The sequence below is a fragment of the Rhodoferax sp. P2_H8_2 genome (assembly GCF_056403235.1).
On sequence record NZ_JBFUFW010000003.1, the window covers coordinates 243,986 to 267,640 of the forward strand.

Here is a 23,655-nt window from a genome sequence, read left to right on the forward strand (position 1 = left end):
TCGGTTAATTTGTCGCAGCAGCTGTTGGTCGCCGGTTAGTAACATGTCTTGGTCCTGGAGTTGGGAGAAACACCCAGACTACCATTGCACGCGTCAGCCCCCTTCGCTGCTGCCAGTACCGCAAAGAAGGCCGGCTTGGCCTGCATTTGGTCATCGAACAACAGTGGCGCTTCATGGCGGCGCATGGGCCAGTAGCGCAACCAGCTGCCCGCGTCACCCACCCCCCACATGAGCACGGCGCTGACCTGCGCGCGCTTGCGAAGAAACATGGCAAAGAACTCTCCGTAACGCTTCGCCTGCGTTTGCAACAGCGCGGGCGTAGACCGTGGCACCTTGTTTTCCATCAGCCGTGCATTGAGAGAAATATCCAGCTCCGTGATGTGCTGCTGGAGCCCCAACTTTGCGAAGGCATCGATGGCGCGCTCGAGCGCATCAACACGCGGGTGCGTCAAACCGCAATGGCATTGGTGGCCGATGCCATCCACCTTCACGCCCCTGGACTTCAAGTCGGCAAGAAAGCGCGTCAGGGCCGCGACTTTGCAGGGATTTTGCGTTTCATAGTCGTTGTAGAAGAGCAGCGCATCCGGGTCCGCTTTTGCAGCAGCACGAAAGGCAATTTCAACGTACTCAGGGCCGACAATGGTGCGCAGTTTGCTCAGGCGCATTCCCGTGGCATCCGTAGCCACATCCTTCTCATCGCACACGAAGGCTTCATTCACCACATCCCACGCGTGAATGCGTCCGCGGAAGTGGGTCACCACGTCCGTGATGTACTGCTCGATTCTTGCCACCAGGACGGCTCGCGTGACCTCTGCGCCCCCATCCACCAAAAACCAGGCCGGCAATTGCTGGTGCCACAACAACGTGTGCCCCCGCACCTTGAGGCCAGCGGCCAAGGCGGCGTCCACCATTCGGTCGGCCGCGGCAAAGTCATAGTGGCCTTGCGCAGTGGGCGCCAAGCTCTCGGGCTTCATCGCGTTTTCGGCGACGACGATGCTGAATTGCTGGCGCACCAGATCACCAACCTGCCCGGCCATCAACTCTGGCGTTACCGCCGCACCAATCAGCAATTTGCCCGCATAGGCGTGGGCCAACGACGGCAGGCGGACGGACTCTTGCGTCGCAGCGCGCACGGTGCTCCACAGGCCGGCACCGGCCACTGGCAAGGCCGTGGCCAGCTTTGAAAAGCCCCGCCTGGAAATCGTCATGGCACCTCAGGAATTAACACAAGCAACACTGCCGCCATGGATAGGCGACGCACTCTGCACAAATTAGTGCGATGGTCGAATTAAATCACCGTTGCGAGGGAAACGTACTAGGGGTGTTCCCTAGGAATGGTTCCGGTTTCCCGGATTTTGGTGACCGGGTGTCAGTCCGGCGTCACGCCAAACCGATAGACGATTTTTCCGGTCTTGGGTGCGCCGGGGTGCACGCCGGTGTCGGGAAAATGCGGATGGTTGGGTGCATCGGGATACGCGGATGGCTCCAGACACAACGCACCGTAGCGCACCATGGCTTGGCCGTTTTTGTCGGGCAGCAGTTTTTCGGCGCCTTCGCCACCCAGCCAGCCACCGGTATAAAACTGTACGCCCGGCTCCGTGCTCCAGGTTTCCAGCGTACGTCCACTTCCAGCATGGCGAACCCGGGCTTGCAACACAAGACCCGCATGTTCTGCGGGTTGGGCGCTGACCCAGTAGTGGTCATACGCGCCGCCCGTTGGAGACTGGGCAAGGACCTGCGGCAGACGCAAATCCAACGCCGTTCCCTGAACCGCCAACACCTGGCCTGTGGGTATCTGCCCGGCACCGATTTCCAGCGCGCGGTCGGCATGGATGCAGACCTCGTGGTCCAGGATGTGCGTGCCCGCCACGCCCGACAGATTGAAATACGCATGGCTTGAAAAGCTGGCCACGCTGGGCCCATCGATCGCCTGCGCAACCCATTCCACTCTCAGCGCATTGTCTGCATCCACCGAGTAGGTCAGCGTCAGATCCAGGGTGCCCGGGAAGCCATCGTCTTCGGGGCGAAAACGGTATGCCAGGACCAGGCGCTCTTCATCTGCCCGCACCACATCGAAGACTTGCCCACTGCAGCCTTGCGTGCCGCCGTGCAGGGTGTTGGCGCCATCGTTGGCGGACAGTGCGTACGGCTGACCGTTGAGTGTCAACCGCGCGCCACCAATTCGGTTGGCATAACGCCCGACAAACGCGCCCAGCCAGGAAGTGTCCTGGAGCACACCGGCCAGGCTGTCATAGCCCAACACAACGTCGGCCACCTGACCATGGCGATCCGGCACCAGAACCTGCTGGATGCGCGCGCCAAAGTTACTGACGCTCACCGCCATGCCGCTTGGGTTGCGCAGCGTATAGAGGTCCACCGGGCGTCCATTCACCACTCCGCGAAAACGCGCGCGCAACAGTTCGCTCATACGGCGTGTTGCTCTGCCATGCCACGCACACAGATGGCATCATGGATTTGAGGTGCGCAAGTCATTATTTTCATATTTTTCAACCTATTGTAGAAACTAAATGGCTCATCCAAAGTAGAAGGCCCGGCACACTCCAGATTCAAAATGAGTTGCGCACCTCATTACTCACTAGAATACCGATCCACACATGGCTTCAACTTCTCCCGTCCGCCGGACCCAGTTAACCGACGTGGCTGCGGCCGCTGGCGTTAGCTTGGCGACCGTGGACCGGGTACTGCATGGTCGCTCCGGGGTGCACGCGACCACGGTGGAGCAGGTGCTCTCGGCAGTGCAACGCCTGGAATACCGGGCAGATCCAGCGGCCACGCGATTGGCGCGTGCCCGCTCATCACACTCCATTGCAGTGTTGCTGCCCTCCGGTACCAACAGTTTTGTGAACTCACTGGCGGACCAGGTGGTTTCTCTGGCGCCATGGTTGGCCGAGCAGCGACTGGTCGCTACGGTACAGCGCGTGAATGTGTTTGCGCCAGAAGCGCTCGCGCGCCATCTGGCCACGCTGCGTCGGCAGTATGTGGCGGTATTGGTAATGGGTATGGACCACCCGCTGGTGCGTGCAGCCATTGACGATTTGTGCGCCAACGGAATGACTGTCATCACGCTGGTCTCCGATGTGCCGAGCTCCCGGCGCGCCCATTACGTGGGTATCGACAATGTGGCGGCCGGACGTACCGCCGCTACGCTGCTGGGCCGTTTCTTGGGGGCCGCGGCCGCCAAACACCGCGTCGGCATCGTGCTGGGCAGCCACGCACTGCGCGACCACGCCGAGCGCCTGTTTGGCTTCCAGCAGGTGATGGCGGCGGATCACCCGCAGGTGACACTGCTGCCCGCGCTGGAAGGACACGACGACTCGGACCGCACCCACCCGCTGGTGGCCGATTTGCTGAAGCGCGAGAAGCACTTGACCGGCCTGTACAGCATTGGCGCGGGAAATCGCGGCATCCAATCGGCGCTGGTCGACAGCGGCCGCGCATCCAAAGTGGTGTGGGTGTGCCATGAACTGACGCCCCACGCACGCCGTGCACTGCTGGATGGCGTGGCCGACGCCGTCATCAACCAGGATGCGGGGCACGAGCTTCGGTCCGCCTTCCGGCTGGCGCTTGCGCGCCTGAACAAGGAGCGTGTTGTGCCCGACCAGGAGCGCATCCGCATCGACATCTTCGTCAAAGAGAATTTACCGTGATCACATTGGGAATCGACATAGGCACCTCCAGCGTGAAGTCTGCACTGGTGGACGGGCAGGACCGTGTGCTGGCCAGCGTCAGTCGGCCGCTGTCTGTCAGCCGGCCGCAACCCGGATTCAGCGAACAGGATCCACAGCACTGGTGGCAGGCCGTATGCGATGGTCTGGACGAATTGCGGGCGAACCATGGGGAAGACCTTGCCCAGGTACAAGCCATCGGTCTGTCGGGTCAGATGCATGGTGCCACCTTGCTGGATGCACAGGGCGAGGTGCTGCGCCCCTGTATTTTGTGGAACGACAGCCGCAGCGCAGCGCAGTGCGAACGACTCACCCGCGAGTGGCCCGAGCTGCATGCCGTCACCGGCAACCTGGCCATGCCGGGATTTACCAGTCCGAAGTTGATGTGGGTGGCCGAACATGAACCCGCGTTGTTCGCCCGCGTGGCCAAGGTGCTGCTGCCAAAAGCCTATGTGCGTTGGCGCCTGTGCGGCGAGTATGCGGAAGACATGTCGGATGCGTCGGGCACCTTGTGGCTGGATGTTGGCAAGCGCGACTGGTCCGACGCCGCACTGGCCGCCAGCGGCATGCGCCGCGATCAAATGCCGCGGCTGGTAGAGGGCAATGCCATCTCGGGGCAGCTCAGTGCCGAGCTGACACAGCGCTGGGGCTTTGCCCAACCGCCGTTGATTGCCGGAGGCGCGGGTGACAACGCTGCAGGCGCCGTGGGCTTGGGTGCCATGCGGGCGGGCGACGCCTTTGTGTCACTGGGAACTTCCGGCGTGCTGTGGGCGACCACTGCGTCTTTCATGCCTGCACCGCAAAGCGCCGTGCATGCGTTTTGCCATGCGTTGCCCAACACCTGGCACCAGATGGGCGTTCTGCTGTCCGCGGCCGCCAGCCTGGCGTGGTGGGCGGGTATCACCGGCCTGGATGAAGCAGCACTGCTGCAAGAGATTGACCCCGGCACCCCAGCCTCGCCCTGCTGGTTCGCACCCTATTTGAACGGCGAGCGCACCCCACACAATGACGCCGCTGTGCGCGGTGGCTTCCTCGGCCTGGAGAACGGCTGCACCCGCGCCGACATGACCTTGGCCGTGCTGGAAGGCGTGGCGTATGCCATGCGCGATGCGCAGCAGGCGCTGGCTGGTGCGGGCACCGTGTTGACACAGGCGGATTTGATTGGTGGCGGCGCCCGCTCGCCGTTGTGGTCGCAGCTGATGGCAGACGTCTTGAACTTGCCGCTGCACCAGGTGGCCGAGAGCGATATCGGTTGCGCCATGGGTGCGGCGCGGCTTGCGCAACTGGCAGCGGGTCGGCCGCTGGATCAGCTGAGCAAACCCGCACGCTTGCACACGTATGCGCCCCGGCCAGAGCGCGCCGCGCTGCATGCGCAGCGCCATCGCCAGTGGCAAACGCTGTATCCCAAGTTGCAGGCATTCGCTCACAGCGGGTCGCTATAAAAACAGGAGCTGCTCACGCACGTTTTATGCGCTTCTCAGCCCTATTTGCCCCCTAAAACCTTGGCAACCGGGTGGTGCCGTAAACGAAATGCATCCGGCATGCCGGAGCCCAAGAGCGGGCGCAAATACATGCGAAAGGCGTCGGTCACATCAGTGCCGCTGGCGGTGATGAACTCGTCTTCCATCGTGCGGGTTTTTCCAGCCACCGCTTCCAGCGGCAGCAGCTCATAGTCCACCGAATAAAAACCGGTACGCTTGATCGCGACCGAGCCATTGGTCTTGCCCCACATCGCAAACTGCACGGCTTTCTCACCCACTTCGCGCGCTTCTCGTTGGTCCACGTCAGACACACAACCGATGAACGAGCGCTGCAAATAGCCAAACGTGTCGCCACGCACCCGCTTGATGCCCAGCTTGCTCTTGATCTCTTCGCACAGAAGATCGGCCAGTGCGCCGGTGCCAGACAACTGCACATTGCCGTGCGCATCGTGCTCCAGCTCCTTGGACAAAAGGCTCAACACCGGCGTGCCGCTGGCATCGTGGATGCCTTCGGACACCGCGATCACGCAGCGGCCATAGCGCTCGTAGGTTGCTTTCACATCGGCGAGGAATTTCTCCAGCACAAAGGTGCGCTCGGGCAGATAAATCAGGTGCGGTCCATCGTCCGGAAACTTTTTGCCGAGCGCCGATGCTGCGGTCAGAAAGCCCGCGTGCCGCCCCATCACCACGCCGACGTAAACGCCGGGCAGCGCCGCGTTGTCCAGATTCGCGCCCGCAAAGGCCTGCGCGACAAAGCGCGCCGCCGACGGGAAGCCGGGCGTGTGGTCGTTGCCGACGAGATCGTTGTCGATGGTCTTGGGAATATGGATCGCGCGCAGCGGGTAGTTGGCCTTGATCGCTTCTTCGGCAACGATGCGCACCGTGTCGGAAGAGTCGTTGCCGCCGATGTAAAAGAAGTGCTCGATCTCATGCGCCTGAAGCACCTTGAAAATCTCGTGGCAGTACTTGGCGTCGGGCTTGTCGCGCGTTGAGCCCAGCGCTGACGAAGGGGTTGCGGCCACCAGCTCCAGGTTGTGGCTGGTCTCCTGCGTCAGATCAACGAAGTCTTCATTGACGATGCCGCCCACGCCGTGGCGCGCGCCGTAGATGTGGGCGACCTGGCTGAAGCGCCGGGCTTCGAGCGCGACACCGACCAGCGACTGGTTGATGACGGCTGTGGGGCCACCGCCCTGGGCGACGAGGATTTTTCCGGATGCCATGGTGGGTGTCGCTCCTTGGGGGTCGGTGGATCAGGCCTGCTGCGGTTTATCGGGGCGCCAGCATTTGCTGTTGCGCCAACGTGGCGCGCAAATAAAACTGCTGGCGGTCCAGATCGCGCAGCGATTCGCGGATGCGTTTCTTTTCCTCATCCGTGCCACCGGCTTCCAGACGTTTTTGCAGTCGGTTGATCTCATGGTCGTTCTGGCGCATCTGCTCGCTGGTGCGGTAGACCTGCAGGCCTGCCTCCATGTAGCGGGTGAAATCCTCGTAACCCCGCTGCGCCTGGCACACCGCGTTTTTGCCGGAGTGGCCCTGCACGCCTTCGCGCCAGCCGTTGGCCGCTGTACAGAAGCGTTGTATGCCGCTGTCCCAACCGCGGCGGTACGCCTGAGCGTCGGGCTTGACGCCAGCCTCGCCGCAATCTTCGGTGTAGGCAGCGATCCGGCGCTCACTCTCGCCGCTGGCGCCGTCGTTGAATCCGACACGCTGCCAGTCGGCGACCTGGCACTCCTGCTTGGACATGGACTCGCAGCCCGCCAATAAGACCAACACCGCCAATAGCAAGGAGTAAATTTTGATCATGGGCAGATTCTAGGGATAAGGGCACTATTTGGACCACTGCGTTTGCCAAGGTATGGTAATTTCGGTCCAAGGGGAGTGCAAACGTTTCTTTTGAGGGAGTGTATGACCATGCCTGAAGTTTCCCCATTGCGCCGCGGTGCCATTGCCGCCGTAGCAGCCTTGGCATTGAGCGCATGTGCCACCGTGGAAGAACCCGTAGGAGTCGCCCGCAAGGAAACCTTGCAGGTGCTGACGCAGGGCGGCGAATTGCTGACCGTCAACGCGGGCCAACCGCAGCGGGTGTTGTCGCGCAAGACGGTGTCGGGGCTGCCGAATGACACGCTGATCGGCATGGATTACCGCGTGGCCAAGGGCGTGCTGTATGCGCTGTCCCGCTCGGGCCGGGTCTATACGCTTGACACTGCCAGCGGTGCGTTGACGGCGGTTGGCAATGCGCCGATTGCAGCTGCGTTGGACGGGGATGTTTTCGGGGTGGACTTCAACCCGGTGGCGGACCGCATTCGCGTTGTCAGCAGCAAGGGCCAGAGCCTGCGCCTGCACCCCGATACCGGCGCACTGGCCGCTACCGACCCCAAAGTGGCCTATGTAGCAGGCGATATGCAGGCCGGGCAAGCACCCGATCTGGCCGCCGCTGCCTACACTTACAACAAGAAGGACGACAAGCTCACGACCAACTACGCCATCGATAGGCGTCTGGGCGCGCTGGTCATGCAGGGTTCGCTGGAAGGCACGCAGCCCGTGGTCTCCCCCAACACCGGCCAGCTCAAGACCGTGGGCTTGCTCGGCACCGGAGCGCTGCAAGACGCTTCGCTGGACATTGCCGACATTTCCGGCGCCGCATTTGCTGCGCTGCGCCTGGCCGGACACCACACCACACGCCTGTACCAAATCGACCTGAGCTCCGGCAAGGCGACGTTGCTGGGCACGCTGGCGGCAGGCGCTCCCATCGTCGGCGCGGCCGTCGAGCCCTGAGAGTTCCTGTGCAGCGTCTCCTCTTTTTACTTCGTACTTTCGCCATTGCATGTCTTGCCGCTGGCAGCCTCTCCGCAGGGGCAGGCAATGTGCAAGTGCAAGTGAATGCGGCCAACGGCAAGCCGCTGGCCGACGCGGTGGTGTTTCTGGATTCCCCGGCTGCCAAAGCGCAGGCCCGCCCCATCATTGGTGCCGAGATCGCACAGGCCAACCGACAATTTGTCCCTCTCGTGAGCGTCGTCACCGCGGGCTCACAAGTCCTGTTCCCGAACCAGGACACGGTACGCCACCATGTCTATTCGTTTTCGCCTGCCAAGACGTTTGAGTTAAAGCTGTACTCCGGCAAACCGTCCAACCCCGTTCTGTTTGACAAATCGGGCGTGGTGATTCTGGGCTGCAACATCCACGACAACATGGCCGCCTGGGTGCTGGTAGTGGAGACACCTTACTTTGGCAAAACTGATGCAAACGGCCGGCTCACGCTGAACGCCGTGCCGGCAGGCAACTACCAGTTGCGTAGCTGGCACAACAGCTTTTCCGTGGGCGCGCCAGTGCAGGAACAAAGCCTGCAGGTCGGCACTGCCGAAACATCCGTGGCCATCACGCTTGCGGGTGCCAAACCTTGAGCCTTCTGACTTCTTTGCGCGCACGCCTGCTGCGGCCCGGCCTGGTCAAGCGCATCGTCATCCTGTCAGTGGGATTGCTTCTACTGATACAGATTGCAGTGCAACTCGTCGTGCGCAGCAGCATCGACGACAGCGTGCGGCAAAACCTGCAACGCGAGCTGGCCTCGGATCAAAAAGTTTGGGCGCGGCTGGTCGATCAGAATGCACAGCGTCTGCAGTTGGGTGCTTCCCTGCTGGCCGCCGATTTCGGCTTCAAACAGGCCATTGCCTCTGGTGATGTACCGACGATTGAGTCCGCACTGGACAATTCCGCCGACCGCATCGGCGCCACGATCTCTGCGTTTCTGGACCCCGATTTCAACCTGAAGGCTATGGCCAATCCGCAGGAGTCCGCTGCGGTAGGACAAACACTGACCGCACTGGGCCAGGCTATGGCGCGCGACCTGCAGCAAGGCAGCATGGCCGTGGAACTGGGGCGCTTGCACCAGTTTGTGATGGTGCCGGTCAAGGCGCCGCTGGTGGTCGGCTGGGTCGTGATGGGATTTGCGGTGGACCAGGATCTGGCGGCAGAGCTAAATGGCCTGTCGGGCGCCCATGTCGTACTGCTCAACCCTGCAGGCGACGCCCGCCATCGCATCATCCATTCCACGCTGGACAATCCGCAGATGGCCGATGCCGATGCGCTATTGGGCAGCGCCACCACGCTCAGCCTGGGCGGCGAAGACTATGCGGCCTTGCGTGTTGATATCGGCGCTGCCGACCGGCCATTGCAAGTGGTGCTGTTGCGCTCGACGGCCGACGCCAAAGTGGTGTTTGCACGCATGCAAACCGTGCTGTTGTTGATTGCCGCATTGGGCCTGGTGCTGTTTGCGCTGGGCAGCATCGTGATGGCGCGGCGCGTGTCGCGACCGCTGGCCCTGTTGGTGGCGGACACCGAGCGACTCGGAAGCGGCGACTACAGCCAGCCCGTGCAGGACTTTGGGCAGAAGGACGAAGTGGGCAATCTGGCGCGCTCGTTTGACCGGATGCGGATCAACATCCAGGCCAGCCAGGCGCAAATTCGCCAGCTCGCGTACTGGGACAGCCTGACCGGCCTGCCCAACCGCGCACAGTTTCGCGAAGCGGTGCAGGCCCTGCTGGACAACCCCGAGGCCACGCCTGCACCGCTGGCAGTGATCGTTCTTGATCTGGACCGGCTCAAACACATCAACGATGTGATGGGCTATGCGTTTGGTGACCGCATTCTGCAAGCCGTTGCGGGCCGCCTGCAGGGTGTGGCCCGCAATGGACAACACCAGGTGGCGCGGCTGGCCGGTGGCGAATTTGCGTTTTTGCTGCCGGGTGCGGATGTGGCGCAGGCTCTGGCGGTGGCGGCAACGATTGCCCATGCGTTCGAAGCCCCAGTCGCACTGGAAGGGCAGACGGTGGACCTGAGCGCAGGCATGGGCATCGCGCGCTGGCCAGGTGATGCAGACCAGGCCGACATTCTGCTCGGCCGCGCGGAAGTGGCGATGTATGTGGCCAAGCACAAGAGCCTGGGCGTGCAGGTCTACGACCCCTCGCTGGACTCGGCCAGTGCGCAAACGCTCTCCCTGCTGTCCGAGCTGCGCCAGGCGATTGATGGCCACCAGTTGCGCCTGTTCCTGCAGCCCAAGATCAGCCTGCAAACCCACCAGGTCGTCGCGGCCGAAGCGCTGGTGCGCTGGCAGCACCCGACACGCGGCATGGTGCAGCCCATGCAGTTCATTCCGTTTGCGGAACAGACCGGCTTTGTGCGCCACCTGACACTGTGGATGCTGGAAGAAGCGGCAAGCCAGTGGAAGAGCCTGCAGCCCAGACACGACATGCTGCGCATCGCCATCAATCTGTCCACGCGCGATTTGATGGACCCCGACTTTCCGGCCAAGGTGGATTCCATCCTGTTGCGCCACGGCGTGCCGCACGCAGGCTTTTGCCTGGAGATCACCGAGAGCGCGATCATGGACGACCCGCAGCGCGCGGAAGCGACACTGAACCAGCTTTCGGCCAGCGGCTACAAGCTGTCTATCGATGACTTTGGTACCGGCTATTCGTCACTGGCGTATCTGAAGCGTCTGCCGGTCAACGAGCTGAAGATCGACAAGTCATTTGTGATGGGTATGGAAACCGATGAGAGCGATTTGAAGATCGTGCGCTCAACCATCGACCTGGCGCACAACCTGGGCCTGACCGTGGTGGCCGAAGGGGTGGAGAACCGGCACATCTACCAGTTGCTGGCCAACTCGCAATGCGACGAGGCCCAGGGCTACCACATGAGCCGCCCCATCCTCAGCACCGAGTTTCTGGACTGGTGCGAAGGCTGGTACGGCGGCCACTCCCAGGCAGCTAAGCTGTAACGGGCTCTGGCTCGGCGGCTGCTGGCCGCATCGCCAGCCACGGCTGCATCGCCAGCAGCAGCAACACGGCGCCGCCGGCCAGCGTGACCAGCAACATCACCGACTGCGCGCCCTGCTTGAAGGCCATGGCATCGACCACAGGTGACAACCATTTGCCCAAACCATCGAGGTAGTTGCGCACATGCATCGCCAACAGCAGCACCGCCAGCCAGGTGCCGATGCGTGTGAGCCAGCCGCTCTGCGGCCCCAGCACGGCACGTGCGGCCAGCAGGTACAGCGCAGACGCCACGAACACCAGCGTGAACAGGGTGCTGAAAATCGGTTTGGCCGCACCGGCCATTTCGCCCCAGAAGTGGAACGGCCACCAGGCCAGGCACATCACGCCCAAGCCCAGCGCGAGAGAGCGTGCACGGCTAGGCCCCGCTTCATCCGCAAATGAACCTTCCGCAGCACTGCGCTTCATAAACGGCAGCAGGGTAATACACAGCAGACCCACCAGACCATCCACCATCATCGTCTTGGGGTAGCCCCAGGCCTCAATCGCTATGCCTTGCCAGGTGGCGGAGTAGGCGATCGCCAGATTACCCATCGCCATGTAGGCAGTGAACTGCGTCGCTGCGACCTTGGGGTTGGTCACGTCCATCATGATGGCCGAGCGCGTGCCGTACATCAGGCCCTGGAACACGCCATAAGCCAGCGTGCTGATCCACAGACCGGTCACCAGAACAGCGGGCACCGCAGGACGGTCGGCCGCTGACACATTCACCGGCATCACCCAGCCCATGCGCGAGAGCTCGGTCATGAACCAGAACACCGGCACACTCATCAGTGCGAAATACACACCCAACGTGCGGCGGCGGCCCCAACGGTCCGACAGCCAGCCACCGGTCACGCAAAAGGCCGCGGACAACACCGTCGACCAGATGCCCAGCAGTCCCACCTGTTCATCGTTCATGCCCAGCTCGACAGCCAGGTTGGACTGCAGCGCCAGACCCAGACACATTGCACCGGCTGGCAACAGCGAAAAGAAGACACCGACAAACGCACCCTGACTGCCCAGGAAGGAACGGAACGATTCAACCGCAAAGTCGCGCATCTCGCGCCCGGCCTGCGCCAGTTTTGAGCCGGCTGCCACGGCGCGCGGCGCCATGGCCGCTTCCTTCATCGGCAGCACCACAAACGCGGTGACCGCCAAGATGCAACCGGACACAATAAAGAACGTCGACTGAAAACCGGTCACGCTACTGATCAACAGCACGCCGCCACCGCCAATGGTGCTGCCCAGCATCGCGCCGGCAAACATCATGCCGTTGGCAAGGCCGCGCTCGTCTTCCTGCAAGGTGTTGCAAGCCAGCGCATCAATCGCGACGTCCTGCATCGCACCGAACGTGTTGTGCACCAACAGGATGATGGTGAACAGGCCCAGCTGTTGCGGCAAATCCAGCAGCACGGTAGACAGCAAGGTCAGAGCCATCATGATTTGCGTGCCCAGAATCCAGCCGCGGCGCGGGCCCAGACGTTGCGACACAAACACGTCGATCACCGGGCCAAACGCCCACTTGAACGCCCACGGCAAATAGAACGAACCGACAAAGGCGCCGATCTCGGCCGGGCCAACATCCATGCGCCGCAACTGTGTGGCAACCGCGGTAGCGGCAAAGCCCAGCGGAATGCCTTCGGTGATGTAGAGCAGAAAGAAAGCGACCAAACGCCCATGGCGCGTCGCAAGCAAATTGGGGAGTTTCATGTTGTGATTCCAGCGAGGTGGCCGAGTGTAAACGCCTCCTCGAACACCGAATAGCCGGCCCAATCGGCATGGGCGAAGCGCAGATTGCCGTGGCTCGGCACCGCAGGTTGCTCATGTTTTGATAGCTGCTTGCGCAAATTCTGCGGGCGCTGCAGGCCATTTTTATCCTGAATCTCGGGGACAGGAATGGCCATCGCATGGCCGTAGCGGACGATGTCCATGCGGCTTGCTTTCGCGGGTAAATCCGGATGCGCCTGCGCCAGCTCGGCCAGGATTTCGTCGCGCCAAGCCTCCCAGGGTTTGGTCATCAGGTCGCGCCGCCGCTGCGCCAGTGTCTCGGGCGCGCCGCCCAGCGCGCGGTAGTGCGTGAGCACGGTGGCGCCGGGCACGGCCTGCAGACTCTGGTGTGTGGCATCTACATAACCCAGCCCGGCTGTTCCATACGTCACGTTGTCCCAACTGGGCGCCGCGCCCTGCCGGTCGTTCAGTGGCGCCTTGATATGGAGGTTGGCAACCAGCCAGGGTGCGTACACCGTTTGCGCTACGGCCTGGCGCAAAAAGTCCGGCGCGTCCTGCACCACGCGGGCGGCAATAAAAATGGGCAAGGCCACGATGGCTTGCCGCGCACGCCAGCGCACCAAGGCTTGCGCGCGCACGTCCCACGCATCCACCTCCACGCCGTTGCGCGTTTGCGCAATGCGCGTGACAACCTGCGCGGTGTGCACTCTGTCGCCCAAGGGCTGCGCCATGTGCCGTGTCAACCAGGCGTTGCCTTCGGGCCAGGTCAGCAGGCCTTCGCGCTCTTCCGTCTCCATGCCGGGTGCGTGAAAGCCATGGCGGCTGGCGAAGTAGTGGATACCCGCCCAGGCCGACACAACCTCAATACCGGCGCCGTAGTCATCGCGACAGCAGTAGTCCAGGTACCAACGCAGGTGCTGATCGTCGAGGCCGTTTTGATTCAGGTGCGCTGCAAAAGTGATTGCTTTTAACGCTTGCTGCAAGGGCTGCTGCGGCACACCGAACGAAGGCATCGCCCAGCGTGCTGCCTTGCGGGCCTCGTCCACCAGTTGCGCAAACTTCAGGTATTGCGCCAGCGTTTGCGGCCCCACGCCGTTGAGCGGCAGCAGGCCTTCCTGCCATTGCCCCTGAAACAGCAGCCGCTCCTGCGGGCTGTGGCACAGGTGGCGTTCGTCGTATTGCCAGCGTCCTGACACACGCGTGCGCAAGCCCAGTTCTTCCAGCAGGTTTTGTACATGCGGCGCATCGTCACCCGGCAACGGCAGGTAGTGCGCGCCCATGGGGCAGGGCAGTCCGCCGACTTCCGTTCCGCGCGCATTGCCGCCGGCGCTGTCTTCCAGTTCCAACAATGCTAAGTCTTCCCTGCCACGTAGTCGCAAAGCGCGTGCGGCAGCCAGTCCCGCAACGCCGCCGCCTGCAATCACCACCTCGGTCTGGCGAACGACCGAGGGCGTGACTGGCCCGACTGGCCCTCGCAGCAAATGGCCGCGCTGGTGATCGATGCCGATGAAGCCACCCTCTACAGAGGGCGCAGGTGCGCAAGTCGCGAGTGGTAGCGCCGCACTGGCGCCGAGAAAGTGGCGTCGCTTCACGGCGCGCCAAATCGCAACGGTGCCTGCGCCGCCATCCACGCCACAACGGCCCATGCCGCGACATTGCTGGGCAGCGTGGCCGGATCGATCTTGTCGAACGTGTCGTTGTCCGTGTGGTGCCAGTCAAAGTAATCGGTGCCGTCCTGCGTCAGCTCCACGCCGGGCCAGCCGTTGCGCCGAACGATCAGCCCTGCATCCGGTGATGGCGCGCCATCGTTGCCCCCTGCCTCCACACCCATGGGCACCAGCACCTGCGCGATCTCGCGCCAGGCCGGCAACGCGTGTGCAGTCAGCTTGCTGCGCGAGCGCCAGACCTTGCCCGCACCAAAGTCCGATTCGCCGAGCAACTGGTGTGGCACTGCCTTGTATTTCTCGGCATACGTCGTCGCGCCATTGGTACCGTTCTCTTCATTGGCAAACAACACGACGCGCAGCGTGCGGCGCAAAGGCGTGCCGGCATCCAGCACCTGCTTGGCAGCGGCCAGTACGATGCCGACGCCCGCGCCGTCGTCAATCGCACCTTGGCCCACATGCCACGAATCCAGATGCGCGCCAATCAACACCACTTCGTTGGCCAGATCGGTACCCGGTACCTCACCGATCACGTTGTGCGACACCGCAGGCTCGCCACTTTCCGTCTGCAATTGCAGTTTGACAACGACCGGCTTGCCATAGCGCTGCATGCGTGCGATCAGTTCTGCATCGGGGACGGACACGGCGAGGGCCGGCACCTGGCGCAGTTGGGGGTCATAGCGCATGCCGCCTGTGTGGGCGATGCGGTCCCGGTCTGTGCCGATCGAGCGGATGGCTACCGCCACCGCACCGCGGCGTGCCGCCTCGACCGCACCGGCAAAGCGGGCCATCACCGCCGTGTCATAGCCATGTCCGTCCTTCGCGCGTTCCATCTTCTGGTCGATGAAAACAATGCGGCCTTTGGCCCGCTCGCTGGTGTCGGCCTTTAATGCGGCAAAGTTCTCGTAATAGGCCATCTCTGCGACCAGCCCGCCTTCGGGCGTGCCGACGCTATTGCCCAGCGCGGTGGCAACCAGCTTGTGCGGAAAGGGAGCGGTGATTTCCAGGCTGACCGGGCCCTGGCGCCAGACTTTGACCGGCACTGGCTCGGCCCGTACGTTGGAAAGTCCCAATTGGCGCATCGCGGCCAACGCCCACTCCACCGCACGTCCGTCGTTCACGGAGCCCGCAGGGCGCGTACCCACTTCGGTGACCAGCGAATCAATCAGACCATAGGCCCGTGTGTCTTTCAGGGCGACATCGCGCAAGGCGCCAGCCTGTGCGATCTGCGCGGGCGTGAATACTGGGCCAAGCTGTGCCGACACCGCACAAGGCAAGAACATGCAAGCAAACAAAGCGCCAGCAAGGCGGCGAACAGCAAATGCCATGGATTACATCCCGAGTAAGACAAATGCTGCGATTATTCGCTAAAGATGTGCGCGTTCCTCCCGGGTAGAACTGCTCTGCCTCACAACATCGTGGAGATCTTGCTGGCGTGCTCCTTTTCCCAGTAGGTGGGGCGGTCGTAGTGCTGGTACAGCGCCAGCTCCTGCTCGCGGTTCAGTGCCTCTGAGGATTCGTAGCGCGGCGCATTCTTGATCATTTCCCGCGTCAGATTGACGGACACCTTGAATTCGGCCCAGCTGATGTCGGTGATCCATGGCGGTGCAATCAGCACCTTGTTGCCCAACCACCAGTCGCTGGTATTCACCACCAGGTAACGTATTGCCCAGGTCTCTTCGTCGACCAGCATGCCCTGCACGTGGCCAATGTCGCCGTCGGTTGCGTGGATCTGGTGCCCTATCACCGCCTTGCAACTACGTAGATGCGGGTCGTCATTCTTGTGGCGCGCACGTTCGGCACGCGCATGGGCGCGTCGCTCTTCGGACCCAATGGGTGCTACCGGGAAGTACATGCCGTCGCCCCAAAAGCCTTCACCGCCCCAGTAGTAGGGGTAGTTGTAGTAATCCGCATAGTCCATCTCGTGCTGGCGCGATACCGGTTTTTGCGTATCCACATCGGGGCTGCCCTTGACCTGGTCGCGCGTCAAACGCACAGGCAATCGCTTGTTTTCCCAGTCTGCCTGCTGGATGGCGTAAGGGGAGATCAGTACTTTGCGGCTGATCAACCAGGAGCCCGTGTCCACCACCAGATAGCGGATCACCCAAGCTTGGTCATCGAAGTAAATGTCGGCCACGTGGCCCACCTCGCCATCGGTTGCGCCGATGGCGTAGTTTTCCAGTTCATGCATGCTTCGCAACATAGGAGGCCTTTCAAAAAAAGATAAACAATGGCCCAATGTGATCGCTTGCGCGCCTGTATTCCGTGCGGCACTGCACAGAGACGGCAACGCATACAGCGGACACTTCACCCATGCAAACTGCCAACAGCGCTCGCCACCGGGCCACACACCAGCGCGCCGATCTGGTACGCATAGCAGTGGACGCCATGCTGGAGCGCCAGCTCTTGCCCGAGTTCTCACCCCAGGTGGCAAAAGAACTGGACGCTATTGCGGGCGCTGCCACCGAAACCGGCCCCGCGGTTCAGGACCTGCGCGCGCTGCTGTGGTGCTCCATCGACAACGACGACTCGCAGGACCTGGACCAGCTCAGCTGGTGCGAAACCCTGCAGGGCGGCAGCACACGCATGCTGGTGGCCATTGCCGATGTGGACGCCCTGGTCAAAAAGGGCAGTGCGATTGACGAACACGCCCGCACCAACACCGCGTCTATCTATACGTCGGCGCGGATCTTCCCAATGCTGCCGGAGAGACTCTCCACCGATCTGACCTCGCTCAATGCGGGCAAAGACCGGTTGGCCGTGGTCACCGAAATGGTTTTCTCGGCGGATGCCCACTTGCAACACTCCACGGTGTATCGAGCACTGGTGCACAACCATGCCAAGCTGACGTATGACGCTGTGGCTGCGTGGATAGAAGGACAAGGCCCGTTGCCCACTGCTGCACAGACCGTGCCTGGCATGGATGCCCAGTTGCGGCAGCAGGATGCACTGGCGCAACAGCTGCGCGCCTTGCGCCGTGCGCAGGGTTCGCTCGAGTTGGAAACGTTCCAGCCGCGCGCCGTCTTTGATGGCGAAAAGGTGGTGAACATCAACCAGCAGGTGCAAAACCGCGCACGGCAATTGATTGAGGAAATGATGATTGCGACCAATGGCTGCAATGCGCGCTATCTGGCCAATGCCGGTGTGGGCTCCTTGCGCCGCGTGGTGCGTTCACCTGAGCGCTGGCTGCGTATTGTGGAGGTCGCGCGCAGTTATGGCGAGGTATTGCCACCGGACCCCGACTCCAAAGCCTTGGAAGACTTTTTGGCCAAGCGCCGTTTGGCCGACCCATTGCGCTTTTCCGATCTGTCACTGGTTATTGTGAAGCTGATGGGTGCCGGGGAGTATGTGGTGGAGTCGCCCGGTGGGCCACCTGTGGGGCACTTTGGTCTGGCCGTGCGCGATTACACGCACTCCACCGCTCCGAACCGGCGCTACCCGGACCTGATCACGTCGCGCCTGCTCAAAGCCACTTTGGCACAACAGGCGCCACCCTATTCGCTGGGCGAGCTTGCGGCGTTGGCCCAACACTGCACGCGCCAGGAAGATGCCGCCCGCAAAGTAGAGCGGCGCATGCGCAAGTCGGATGCGGCGCTGCTGCTGGAATCTCGCATTGGTGAGACGTTTACTGCCATCGTGACCGGCCGTTCGCCCGACGGCGCCTGGGTACGGCTGCTGTCACCTCCCGTCGAAGGCAAGCTGGTGGGCAGCGGCATTCTTCCATCCGTCGGTATCCAGCTCCGTGTGAAGCTGGTATCCACCAACGTCGAGCGCGGTTTCATTGACTTCGTAACTGCGCAGTGACCGCGCAGTTGCGCGGTTAACGCCCCAACTTGCCCCACTCCCATTCGTAGGTCGTCACCAGCACCTGGTTGGACAGGCGGTTGATTTCGGTTGGCACGCGGTCCATGTCCTGCGGAAAATCAAACAACAGTGGCAGGGAATGCGGATTCAGAAATCGCAGCCCCTCAGGCAACTGGTCCGGCAAGCGATACGGTCTGCGACTGGCCAACACAAAACCCCACTCACCAAAGCTGGGCACGTGCGCGTGGTACGGCGCGGTCCTGAGACCCACCGATTCAATCGTGTTCACCACGGTCCAGAAACTTTTGCGCGCCACCAGCGGCGAGGTGGTCTGGATCACCGCGTAGCCACTGGCAGACAAGTGCTTGTCCAGCAGGGCGTAGAACGAATTGGTGTACAGCTTGCCGATCGAGAAGTTGGTCGGATCGGGGAAGTCGACGATCAGCACATCGAACATTTCGTCGGTGTTTTGTAGCCACTGAAACGCATCGGTGTTGATCACGCGCAGCTTGTTTGATGACAGTGATTGCGCATTCAGTGCGCTGAGCATGGGCTGCTCCTTGAACAGCGTGGTCATCGCCGGATCCAGCTCCACCAGCGTAACGCTTTCCACACTGGGGTACTTCAGGATTTCGCGCACCGCCATGCCATCGCCGCCACCGAGCACGGCCACACGCTTGGGCCCTGCTCCGCCAAATGCCGCCATCGCGGGGTGCACCAGCGCTTCGTGGTAACGGTATTCGTCGCGTTGTGCAAACTGCAAATTGCCGTTCAGGAAAAGACGTACGCCGACGCGGCCTTCGCCCGGCGCATTGGTCACCACGATGCGCTGGTACGGTGTGGTTTGAGAAAACACCACCTTGTCCTGGTACAGCTTGTCTTCGGCCCAGGTCGTGATGTGGTCCGCCATCAGCATACCCACGGCCAGCACCGCCAGCGTCGCGACACAGGCGAATGCATGCGCGCCAAACTGGCGCAGCTCATGGCGGAACAGCCACAGCGCCCACAGCGCAACCGCAGCATTCAGTAGGCCAAACAGCAGGCCGGTACGCACCAGCCCCAGATGCGGCACCAAGAGAAGCGGAAACGCAACCGATACCGCCAGCGCGCCCAGGTAGTCAAACGTCAGCACCTGCGACACCAGGTCTTTGAGCGCGACATTCTTTTTGAGAATGCGCATCACCAGTGGAATCTCCAGCCCCACCAGCATGCCCACCAGAAACACCATGCCGTACAGCAACAAGCGGAACGAACCGGGCACCCAGGCATTTGCTACAAAAAGAATAGCTGGCAGCGCACCGCCCGCAAGTGCCACCAGCAGTTCTATCCTCAAAAAATGGGCGGGAAGCTGGCGATCAAAGAAGCGCGACAGCCACGAACCCACACCCATCGCGAACAGGTAGGCACCGATGACCGTGGAGAACTGCAGGATGGAGTCACCCAGCAGATACGATGCCAGCGCGCCAGCCGCCAGCTCGTAGACCAGGCCGCACGCGGCCACGACAAATACCGAGCTTAAGAGTGCAAGCTCGACCGGGCGCGGGCCCGCTTTGGGCACCGACTTGGCCTCAGCCCTCAATGGATCGCAGCAGCAACGATGATGCAGATGCCCAACGACATGGCGGCCACGACCATGCCCAGCGCCTTGTTCTGCTTCTCGACAATTTCCATCCACAGGTCATATGGCGTGAGCTTGTCGATGATGATGAAGCTGATCCAGAAAATCAGCACGCCCATCACCGCGTACAAGAGCGAGCCCAGTACGACGGCAGGTTTCAACCATTCCATATAAATCTCCTTTTCATTTATGCCCCCCGCCCCCGGAGTAGCCACCCCATGACCCACCCGAGGTACGGTAACCGCTGCCACTGCTGCTGTTGTAACAGTTCTGGGTATTCGGGTTGCAGTCTGACGAGCAGTTGCTCAACATCAACACCAGCATGATCACGATCACAAAGATGATGATCGCCACATGGTTGCTGGTGCCCTTGAAGCTGGTCGCGCCTACGTCCGAGCGCTGAAACAAATCCTCTTTGCCTTCCAGCTTGAAGGCTTTGGTCACCACGTCGCTGCTGACCTTGCCGCCTACGGACCAGGTCAACTCGGTCGCGGACTGCTCCATCGACAACAGGCTGGGGCCGTTCGCGTAATCGCGGTTGGAGGTCTTTTGGCCACGCTGCACCTGCCAGTAAAACTCGCCCACCACATAGTTGGTCTCGGCGGTGTAGCTCTCCTTGAGCTGGTAGCGTGCGCCCAGATAGGTCGCGCTTTCGCCATTGCCGCCCACCACCGGCGCACCGGTCGCAGGCTTGACGACGCTCCAGCCTTCTGTGGAATCCACCAGGAAGGTAAACCCGAGCTTGCGGTTGTAGAGCAGGTATTCGTCCCAGCCAAACTGCTCGTCCGGGTCCGTCGGGTCCGTGCCCATGCGGTGCTGGTAACCCACGACCTGCCATTCGTTGCCCTGCAGTAGACCCAGACTGCCCAGCGGGATCAGTGGCTTAACCGGCTCGTTCTGCTCTGCCGCTTTGAGCTCACCGCCAATACCTTGCGACACGTCGATGATGCTGTGGCAGGAGCTGCAGGTGATGCTCTTGCTGCCCGGCAGCATCAGGCTCAGTGTGGCGCCGCAATTCGGACAGTTGAACTGGCGGCCTTTTTCATCCTTGGCAGACTCTTCCTTCAGGCCCGAGAGCTTCAGGTCTTCCAGCGATACCGAGCGCCCCATGGTCACAGCTGGTGGTTGCACGCTGTAGTCCACGCTCAGCACATCGCCTTCGGCGCTGCGCAGCTCCACCATGGAAAAGTTTTCGCCCAGCTTGGGCAGGCGCGGCAGTTCGCCCTGCGCTGAGATCAGCGCAACAGTCTGGTTGGACGCGACAGTAAAAGTCTTGCCATTGATTGCCGTGGTCGCGCCGACGCGAAAGCGGTCGGCCGCGGGCATCTCGCGCTGGGTAGGGGCGTTGGTCGTGAAGACATACGAGCCGTTGTCTTCGCTGAGGAATGCGCCACTGCCATCGCCCAAGACGGCATGCCACTCCGTCCAGGTGCCTTCGCCGTACTTGTATTGCAGCCGGCCCAGCAGTGTGAAATCCTGACCATTCCAGACACCTGCCGCATGCAATTGCAAGGGGCTGTGGTCATCAAACAGCTCGGCCATCTTGCCGATGCGCGACAACACCTCCCCATTGCGCACCACCATGCTTTGGCAGTAGCCGCAAATCGCATGCGTGGACTGGGCGCTGGAAAAAGTGACAGGCGCACCGCATCCCGGGCACGGGGCCCGGTACTCCCGTTGGGTATTCGTCGCGTTAGCCAAGGAAGGTGGGGCGGTAGAGGGTTATGCGGAGGTCAAGGAGGAGCCCGAAGGGCGGGGGACACGCAGCAGAACCCTCTGCCGCCCCACCGCTCCATCGAAGACTACACCAACTTCTTGAGCAACTCTGCTTTCTTCGCGTCGAACTCTTCCTGCGTCAGGATGCCCTTGGTCTTGAGTTCGCCCAGCTTTTCCAGCGTGGCCATCACGTCATCCGGCTTCACTGCGGCCGCAGCTGTTGCGGCAGCGGCAGGCGCTGCATGCAAACCCGCAGACAGGTTTTGCGCCAGCACCTGGCCCAGCGCGACACCGGCGCCCAGACCCATGGCATCGCCCGCAATACCGCCGCCACCGCCCGCGCCCTCGGCGAACTTGGGGATCGCTTGCGCGGTTTGGTACTGCATGAAAGCGCCCATGTCCTTGCCAACCATGCCCATGCCGATTTTCTGGTCCAGGATTTTTTGCAGCTCTTCGGGCAGCGAGACGTTTTGTACCGTCATGCCTTCGAGCTTCAAGCCGATTTTTTCAAATTCGGGCGCGAGCTGCTTGACCAGTGCCTGCGAGAACATCAGCTGGTTGGCCGCCAGATCAAGGAAGGCCACGCCGCTGCTGGCAATCGCGTTGCTGATGTTCTGCAACACCAGGCCACGCAACTGGCCATCCACATCGGCGACGGTATACGTATCGCGTGTGCCGGAGATTTCTGTGTGGAACAGTTTTGGGTCGGCAATGCGGAAGTTGTAGTTGCCAAAAGTGCGCAGGCGTACCGCGCCAAAGTCCGCGTCGCGGATCGTGATCGGCTGGGGCGTGCCCCACTTCTGGTCGATCTGCTGGCGTGTGCTGAAGAAGTACACATCGCTCTTGAAGGGAGACTCAAACAGCTTGTCCCAGTTCTTCAGATAGGTCAGTACCGGCAGGGTTTGTGTGGTCAGCTTGTGGGTGCCAGGGCCGAACACGTCGGCAACCTTGCCTTCGTTGACGAACACCGCCATCTGCGACTCGCGCACAACGAGCGTGCCACCGTTCTGGATTTCCATGCCCGCCATAGGGAAGCGCCAGGCGATCGTGCCGTCGCCGTCTTCGGTCCATTGAATGACGTCAATAAACTGTTTCTTGATGAAGTCCATCAATCCCATGGCGTACTCCTGTTGGTAGGGGAAGGTGTGCGGATGATACTAGCGGCGCAGGCAGAAGTCTGCGCCCTTTTCGTTCGTATGGCTAATCTTTGAGCCGCTGGGCGTAGCGGGCCAGTGAGCGGTTGTAACGCGGCAAATAGGTGGACAGCACGCCCAGGCTGAGCGCCACAGCTTCGCGCTCGCGCCCCAGATCGGTCAACACCAGCGCGAGGAATGCATGCACGGCCGGGCTCAATGCATCGGCGGGCAAATCCAGTTCGCGCTGCAATAGCTCTGCCGCCTCCTGCTGTTGTCCCAGATTGCGCAAGGAACTGGCCAATTGAATCGTTGCCTGGCGACGACGGCTGGGGTCCAGCCCCTGTGCCAGCGCTTTGCGGTAATGGACGATCGCCTTTTCTGGGTGGCCCATGGAATCCTGCGCGCCACCGCGCTCGAAACTGGCGACCGCACTGTCAGCAGGCAATTCGCTGGCCAACAATTCATGGGCCTGCAAAAACGCGTCTTCGGAATACTGGTCCATCGCCGCCCATAGCGACTCCATGCGCTTATCCCATTCGCCGCGCAACCCGGAACCCAAAGCATACCAATGGTCATGGCGTTCGCGCCGCTCAGCGCGGTAGTTGGTGACCTCAAGGCGCACGCCATCCGGATCTTCAAAAAAAATGGCCCAGTAGTCCGGCGCATAGTCGGGGTACAGCTTGGCCGGTGTGGTCGCAATGCCCGCTTTCTGCAGCAAGACTGCCGTCTCTTGCACATCGGCTTGCGAATCCACGCGGAAGCAGAAGTGGTGCAAACCCGGTGCGTACGGCGCATGTGGCGATTGAACGCGCGCGGGGCGCAGTACAAAGCCGAAGTGGCGGTTGTAGTAACTGATGTGGGCGTCCGGCCCCAACGTAAAACGTCCGCCCTTGCGAAAACCCAACGTGTCAACCAAGAGCTGGTCGTAAAAGACTTCCGAGCGCGCCAAGTCACCGCAGGTGATGTAGATGTGGTCGATACCAATGACTTGCGGCACACGAACTCCTCT

General features: G+C 61.8%; 19 protein-coding genes. 6 read left to right on the top strand and 13 right to left on the bottom strand.

The window, feature by feature from the left end:
- Positions 1–35: 35 nt before the first annotated feature.
- Together AC1DV6_RS06800 and AC1DV6_RS06805 are read right to left on the bottom strand one after the other, a co-directional pair.
- Entirely contained in the window at positions 36–1,208 is a 1,173-nt protein-coding gene (locus AC1DV6_RS06800; protein WP_477976399.1) for an endo-1,4-beta-xylanase, read from the bottom strand.
- Between the two features lie 161 nt (positions 1,209–1,369).
- On the bottom strand, positions 1,370–2,428 hold the full coding sequence (locus AC1DV6_RS06805) for an aldose epimerase family protein (RefSeq protein ID WP_477976402.1): 1,059 nt from the start codon (positions 2,426–2,428) through the stop codon (positions 1,370–1,372).
- Between the two features lie 187 nt (positions 2,429–2,615).
- Here AC1DV6_RS06805 and AC1DV6_RS06810 point away from each other — a divergent pair, with 187 nt between their 5' ends.
- The gene (locus AC1DV6_RS06810) at positions 2,616–3,668 is read left to right on the top strand and encodes a LacI family DNA-binding transcriptional regulator (RefSeq protein WP_477976404.1); all 1,053 of its coding nucleotides are present in this window, start codon (positions 2,616–2,618) and stop codon (positions 3,666–3,668) included.
- The gene (gene xylB, locus AC1DV6_RS06815; RefSeq protein WP_477976406.1) at positions 3,665–5,128 is read left to right on the top strand and encodes a xylulokinase; all 1,464 of its coding nucleotides are present in this window, start codon (positions 3,665–3,667) and stop codon (positions 5,126–5,128) included. The genes AC1DV6_RS06810 and xylB overlap by 4 nt, the downstream gene beginning before the upstream one ends.
- Positions 5,129–5,169: 41 nt before the next feature.
- Here xylB and AC1DV6_RS06820 read toward each other — a convergent pair whose 3' ends face one another.
- Both AC1DV6_RS06820 and AC1DV6_RS06825 read right to left on the bottom strand, forming a co-directional pair.
- Positions 5,170–6,387 (bottom strand): 6-phosphofructokinase, encoded by a 1,218-nt coding sequence (locus AC1DV6_RS06820; RefSeq protein WP_477976408.1) that lies wholly within the window; start codon positions 6,385–6,387, stop codon positions 5,170–5,172.
- A gap of 46 nt (positions 6,388–6,433) precedes the next feature.
- The gene (locus AC1DV6_RS06825; RefSeq protein WP_477976410.1) at positions 6,434–6,970 is read right to left on the bottom strand and encodes a DUF2799 domain-containing protein; all 537 of its coding nucleotides are present in this window, start codon (positions 6,968–6,970) and stop codon (positions 6,434–6,436) included.
- Between the two features lie 108 nt (positions 6,971–7,078).
- On the opposite strand from AC1DV6_RS06825, the gene AC1DV6_RS06830 reads away from it, so the two are divergent.
- From AC1DV6_RS06830 to AC1DV6_RS06840, 3 genes are read left to right on the top strand one after another with little or no spacing between them, the layout of a single operon-like run.
- Positions 7,079–7,942 (top strand): DUF4394 domain-containing protein, encoded by an 864-nt coding sequence (locus AC1DV6_RS06830; RefSeq protein ID WP_477976412.1) that lies wholly within the window; start codon positions 7,079–7,081, stop codon positions 7,940–7,942.
- Positions 7,943–7,950: 8 nt separating this feature from the next.
- Complete coding sequence (locus tag AC1DV6_RS06835) at positions 7,951–8,568, top strand: methylamine utilization protein (RefSeq protein ID WP_477976414.1); 618 nt, start codon at positions 7,951–7,953, stop codon at positions 8,566–8,568.
- Positions 8,565–10,943, top strand: coding sequence for a bifunctional diguanylate cyclase/phosphodiesterase (locus tag AC1DV6_RS06840; protein ID WP_477976416.1), 2,379 nt, complete (start codon positions 8,565–8,567; stop codon positions 10,941–10,943). The genes AC1DV6_RS06835 and AC1DV6_RS06840 overlap by 4 nt, the downstream gene beginning before the upstream one ends.
- Here the strand turns inward: AC1DV6_RS06840 and AC1DV6_RS06845 are convergent.
- The 4 genes from AC1DV6_RS06845 to AC1DV6_RS06860 form a co-directional block, all read right to left on the bottom strand.
- On the bottom strand, positions 10,933–12,690 hold the full coding sequence (locus tag AC1DV6_RS06845) for an MFS transporter (protein ID WP_477976418.1): 1,758 nt from the start codon (positions 12,688–12,690) through the stop codon (positions 10,933–10,935). The genes AC1DV6_RS06840 and AC1DV6_RS06845 overlap by 11 nt on opposite strands.
- Positions 12,687–14,354, bottom strand: a complete 1,668-nt coding sequence (locus AC1DV6_RS06850; protein WP_477976420.1) for an FAD-dependent oxidoreductase — start codon at positions 14,352–14,354, stop codon at positions 12,687–12,689. The genes AC1DV6_RS06845 and AC1DV6_RS06850 overlap by 4 nt, the downstream gene beginning before the upstream one ends.
- Positions 14,297–15,700, bottom strand: coding sequence for a M20/M25/M40 family metallo-hydrolase (locus AC1DV6_RS06855; RefSeq protein WP_477976422.1), 1,404 nt, complete (start codon positions 15,698–15,700; stop codon positions 14,297–14,299). The genes AC1DV6_RS06850 and AC1DV6_RS06855 overlap by 58 nt, the downstream gene beginning before the upstream one ends.
- A gap of 80 nt (positions 15,701–15,780) precedes the next feature.
- The gene (locus AC1DV6_RS06860; RefSeq protein WP_477976424.1) at positions 15,781–16,563 is read right to left on the bottom strand and encodes a PRC-barrel domain-containing protein; all 783 of its coding nucleotides are present in this window, start codon (positions 16,561–16,563) and stop codon (positions 15,781–15,783) included.
- A gap of 122 nt (positions 16,564–16,685) precedes the next feature.
- Between AC1DV6_RS06860 and AC1DV6_RS06865 the strand changes: the two genes are divergently transcribed.
- Positions 16,686–18,176 carry an RNB domain-containing ribonuclease gene (locus AC1DV6_RS06865; RefSeq protein ID WP_477976426.1) on the top strand — a complete coding sequence of 497 codons (1,491 nt, stop codon included), beginning with the start codon at positions 16,686–16,688 and terminating at the stop codon, positions 18,174–18,176.
- A 16-nt stretch (positions 18,177–18,192) separates the two neighbouring features.
- Here AC1DV6_RS06865 and AC1DV6_RS06870 read toward each other — a convergent pair whose 3' ends face one another.
- The 5 genes from AC1DV6_RS06870 to AC1DV6_RS06890 all read right to left on the bottom strand — a co-directional run bounded on the left by AC1DV6_RS06870 (position 18,193) and on the right by AC1DV6_RS06890 (position 23,643).
- Positions 18,193–19,734, bottom strand: coding sequence for a polyamine aminopropyltransferase (locus tag AC1DV6_RS06870; protein ID WP_477976428.1), 1,542 nt, complete (start codon positions 19,732–19,734; stop codon positions 18,193–18,195).
- A gap of 17 nt (positions 19,735–19,751) precedes the next feature.
- Complete coding sequence (locus tag AC1DV6_RS06875; protein WP_477976989.1) at positions 19,752–19,970, bottom strand: DUF350 domain-containing protein; 219 nt, start codon at positions 19,968–19,970, stop codon at positions 19,752–19,754.
- Positions 19,971–19,977: 7 nt separating this feature from the next.
- Positions 19,978–21,378, bottom strand: a complete 1,401-nt coding sequence (locus tag AC1DV6_RS06880; protein ID WP_477976430.1) for a DUF4178 domain-containing protein — start codon at positions 21,376–21,378, stop codon at positions 19,978–19,980.
- A gap of 218 nt (positions 21,379–21,596) precedes the next feature.
- Entirely contained in the window at positions 21,597–22,628 is a 1,032-nt protein-coding gene (locus AC1DV6_RS06885; protein WP_477976432.1) for an SPFH domain-containing protein, read from the bottom strand.
- Between the two features lie 82 nt (positions 22,629–22,710).
- The gene (locus tag AC1DV6_RS06890; RefSeq protein WP_477976434.1) at positions 22,711–23,643 is read right to left on the bottom strand and encodes a tetratricopeptide repeat protein; all 933 of its coding nucleotides are present in this window, start codon (positions 23,641–23,643) and stop codon (positions 22,711–22,713) included.
- Positions 23,644–23,655 lie beyond the last annotated feature (12 nt).

Bases quoted from the DNA above. Each gene is read 5' to 3' on its own strand.
- AC1DV6_RS06850 (WP_477976420.1), bottom strand. From the start codon at position 14,354: ATGGGCCGTTGTGGCGTGGATGGCGGCGCAGGCACCGTTGCGATTTGG.
- AC1DV6_RS06855 (WP_477976422.1), bottom strand. From the start codon at position 15,700: ATGGCATTTGCTGTTCGCCGCCTTGCTGGCGCTTTGTTTGCTTGCATG.
- AC1DV6_RS06805 (WP_477976402.1), bottom strand. From the start codon at position 2,428: ATGAGCGAACTGTTGCGCGCGCGTTTTCGCGGAGTGGTGAATGGACGC.
- AC1DV6_RS06860 (WP_477976424.1), bottom strand. From the start codon at position 16,563: ATGCATGAACTGGAAAACTACGCCATCGGCGCAACCGATGGCGAGGTG.
- AC1DV6_RS06845 (WP_477976418.1), bottom strand. From the start codon at position 12,690: ATGAAACTCCCCAATTTGCTTGCGACGCGCCATGGGCGTTTGGTCGCT.
- AC1DV6_RS06885 (WP_477976432.1), bottom strand. From the start codon at position 22,628: ATGGGATTGATGGACTTCATCAAGAAACAGTTTATTGACGTCATTCAA.
- AC1DV6_RS06800 (WP_477976399.1), bottom strand. From the start codon at position 1,208: ATGACGATTTCCAGGCGGGGCTTTTCAAAGCTGGCCACGGCCTTGCCA.
- AC1DV6_RS06820 (WP_477976408.1), bottom strand. From the start codon at position 6,387: ATGGCATCCGGAAAAATCCTCGTCGCCCAGGGCGGTGGCCCCACAGCC.
- AC1DV6_RS06830 (WP_477976412.1), top strand. From the start codon at position 7,079: ATGCCTGAAGTTTCCCCATTGCGCCGCGGTGCCATTGCCGCCGTAGCA.
- AC1DV6_RS06880 (WP_477976430.1), bottom strand. From the start codon at position 21,378: ATGGTGGTGCGCAATGGGGAGGTGTTGTCGCGCATCGGCAAGATGGCC.
- AC1DV6_RS06810 (WP_477976404.1), top strand. From the start codon at position 2,616: ATGGCTTCAACTTCTCCCGTCCGCCGGACCCAGTTAACCGACGTGGCT.
- AC1DV6_RS06825 (WP_477976410.1), bottom strand. From the start codon at position 6,970: ATGATCAAAATTTACTCCTTGCTATTGGCGGTGTTGGTCTTATTGGCG.
- AC1DV6_RS06865 (WP_477976426.1), top strand. From the start codon at position 16,686: ATGCAAACTGCCAACAGCGCTCGCCACCGGGCCACACACCAGCGCGCC.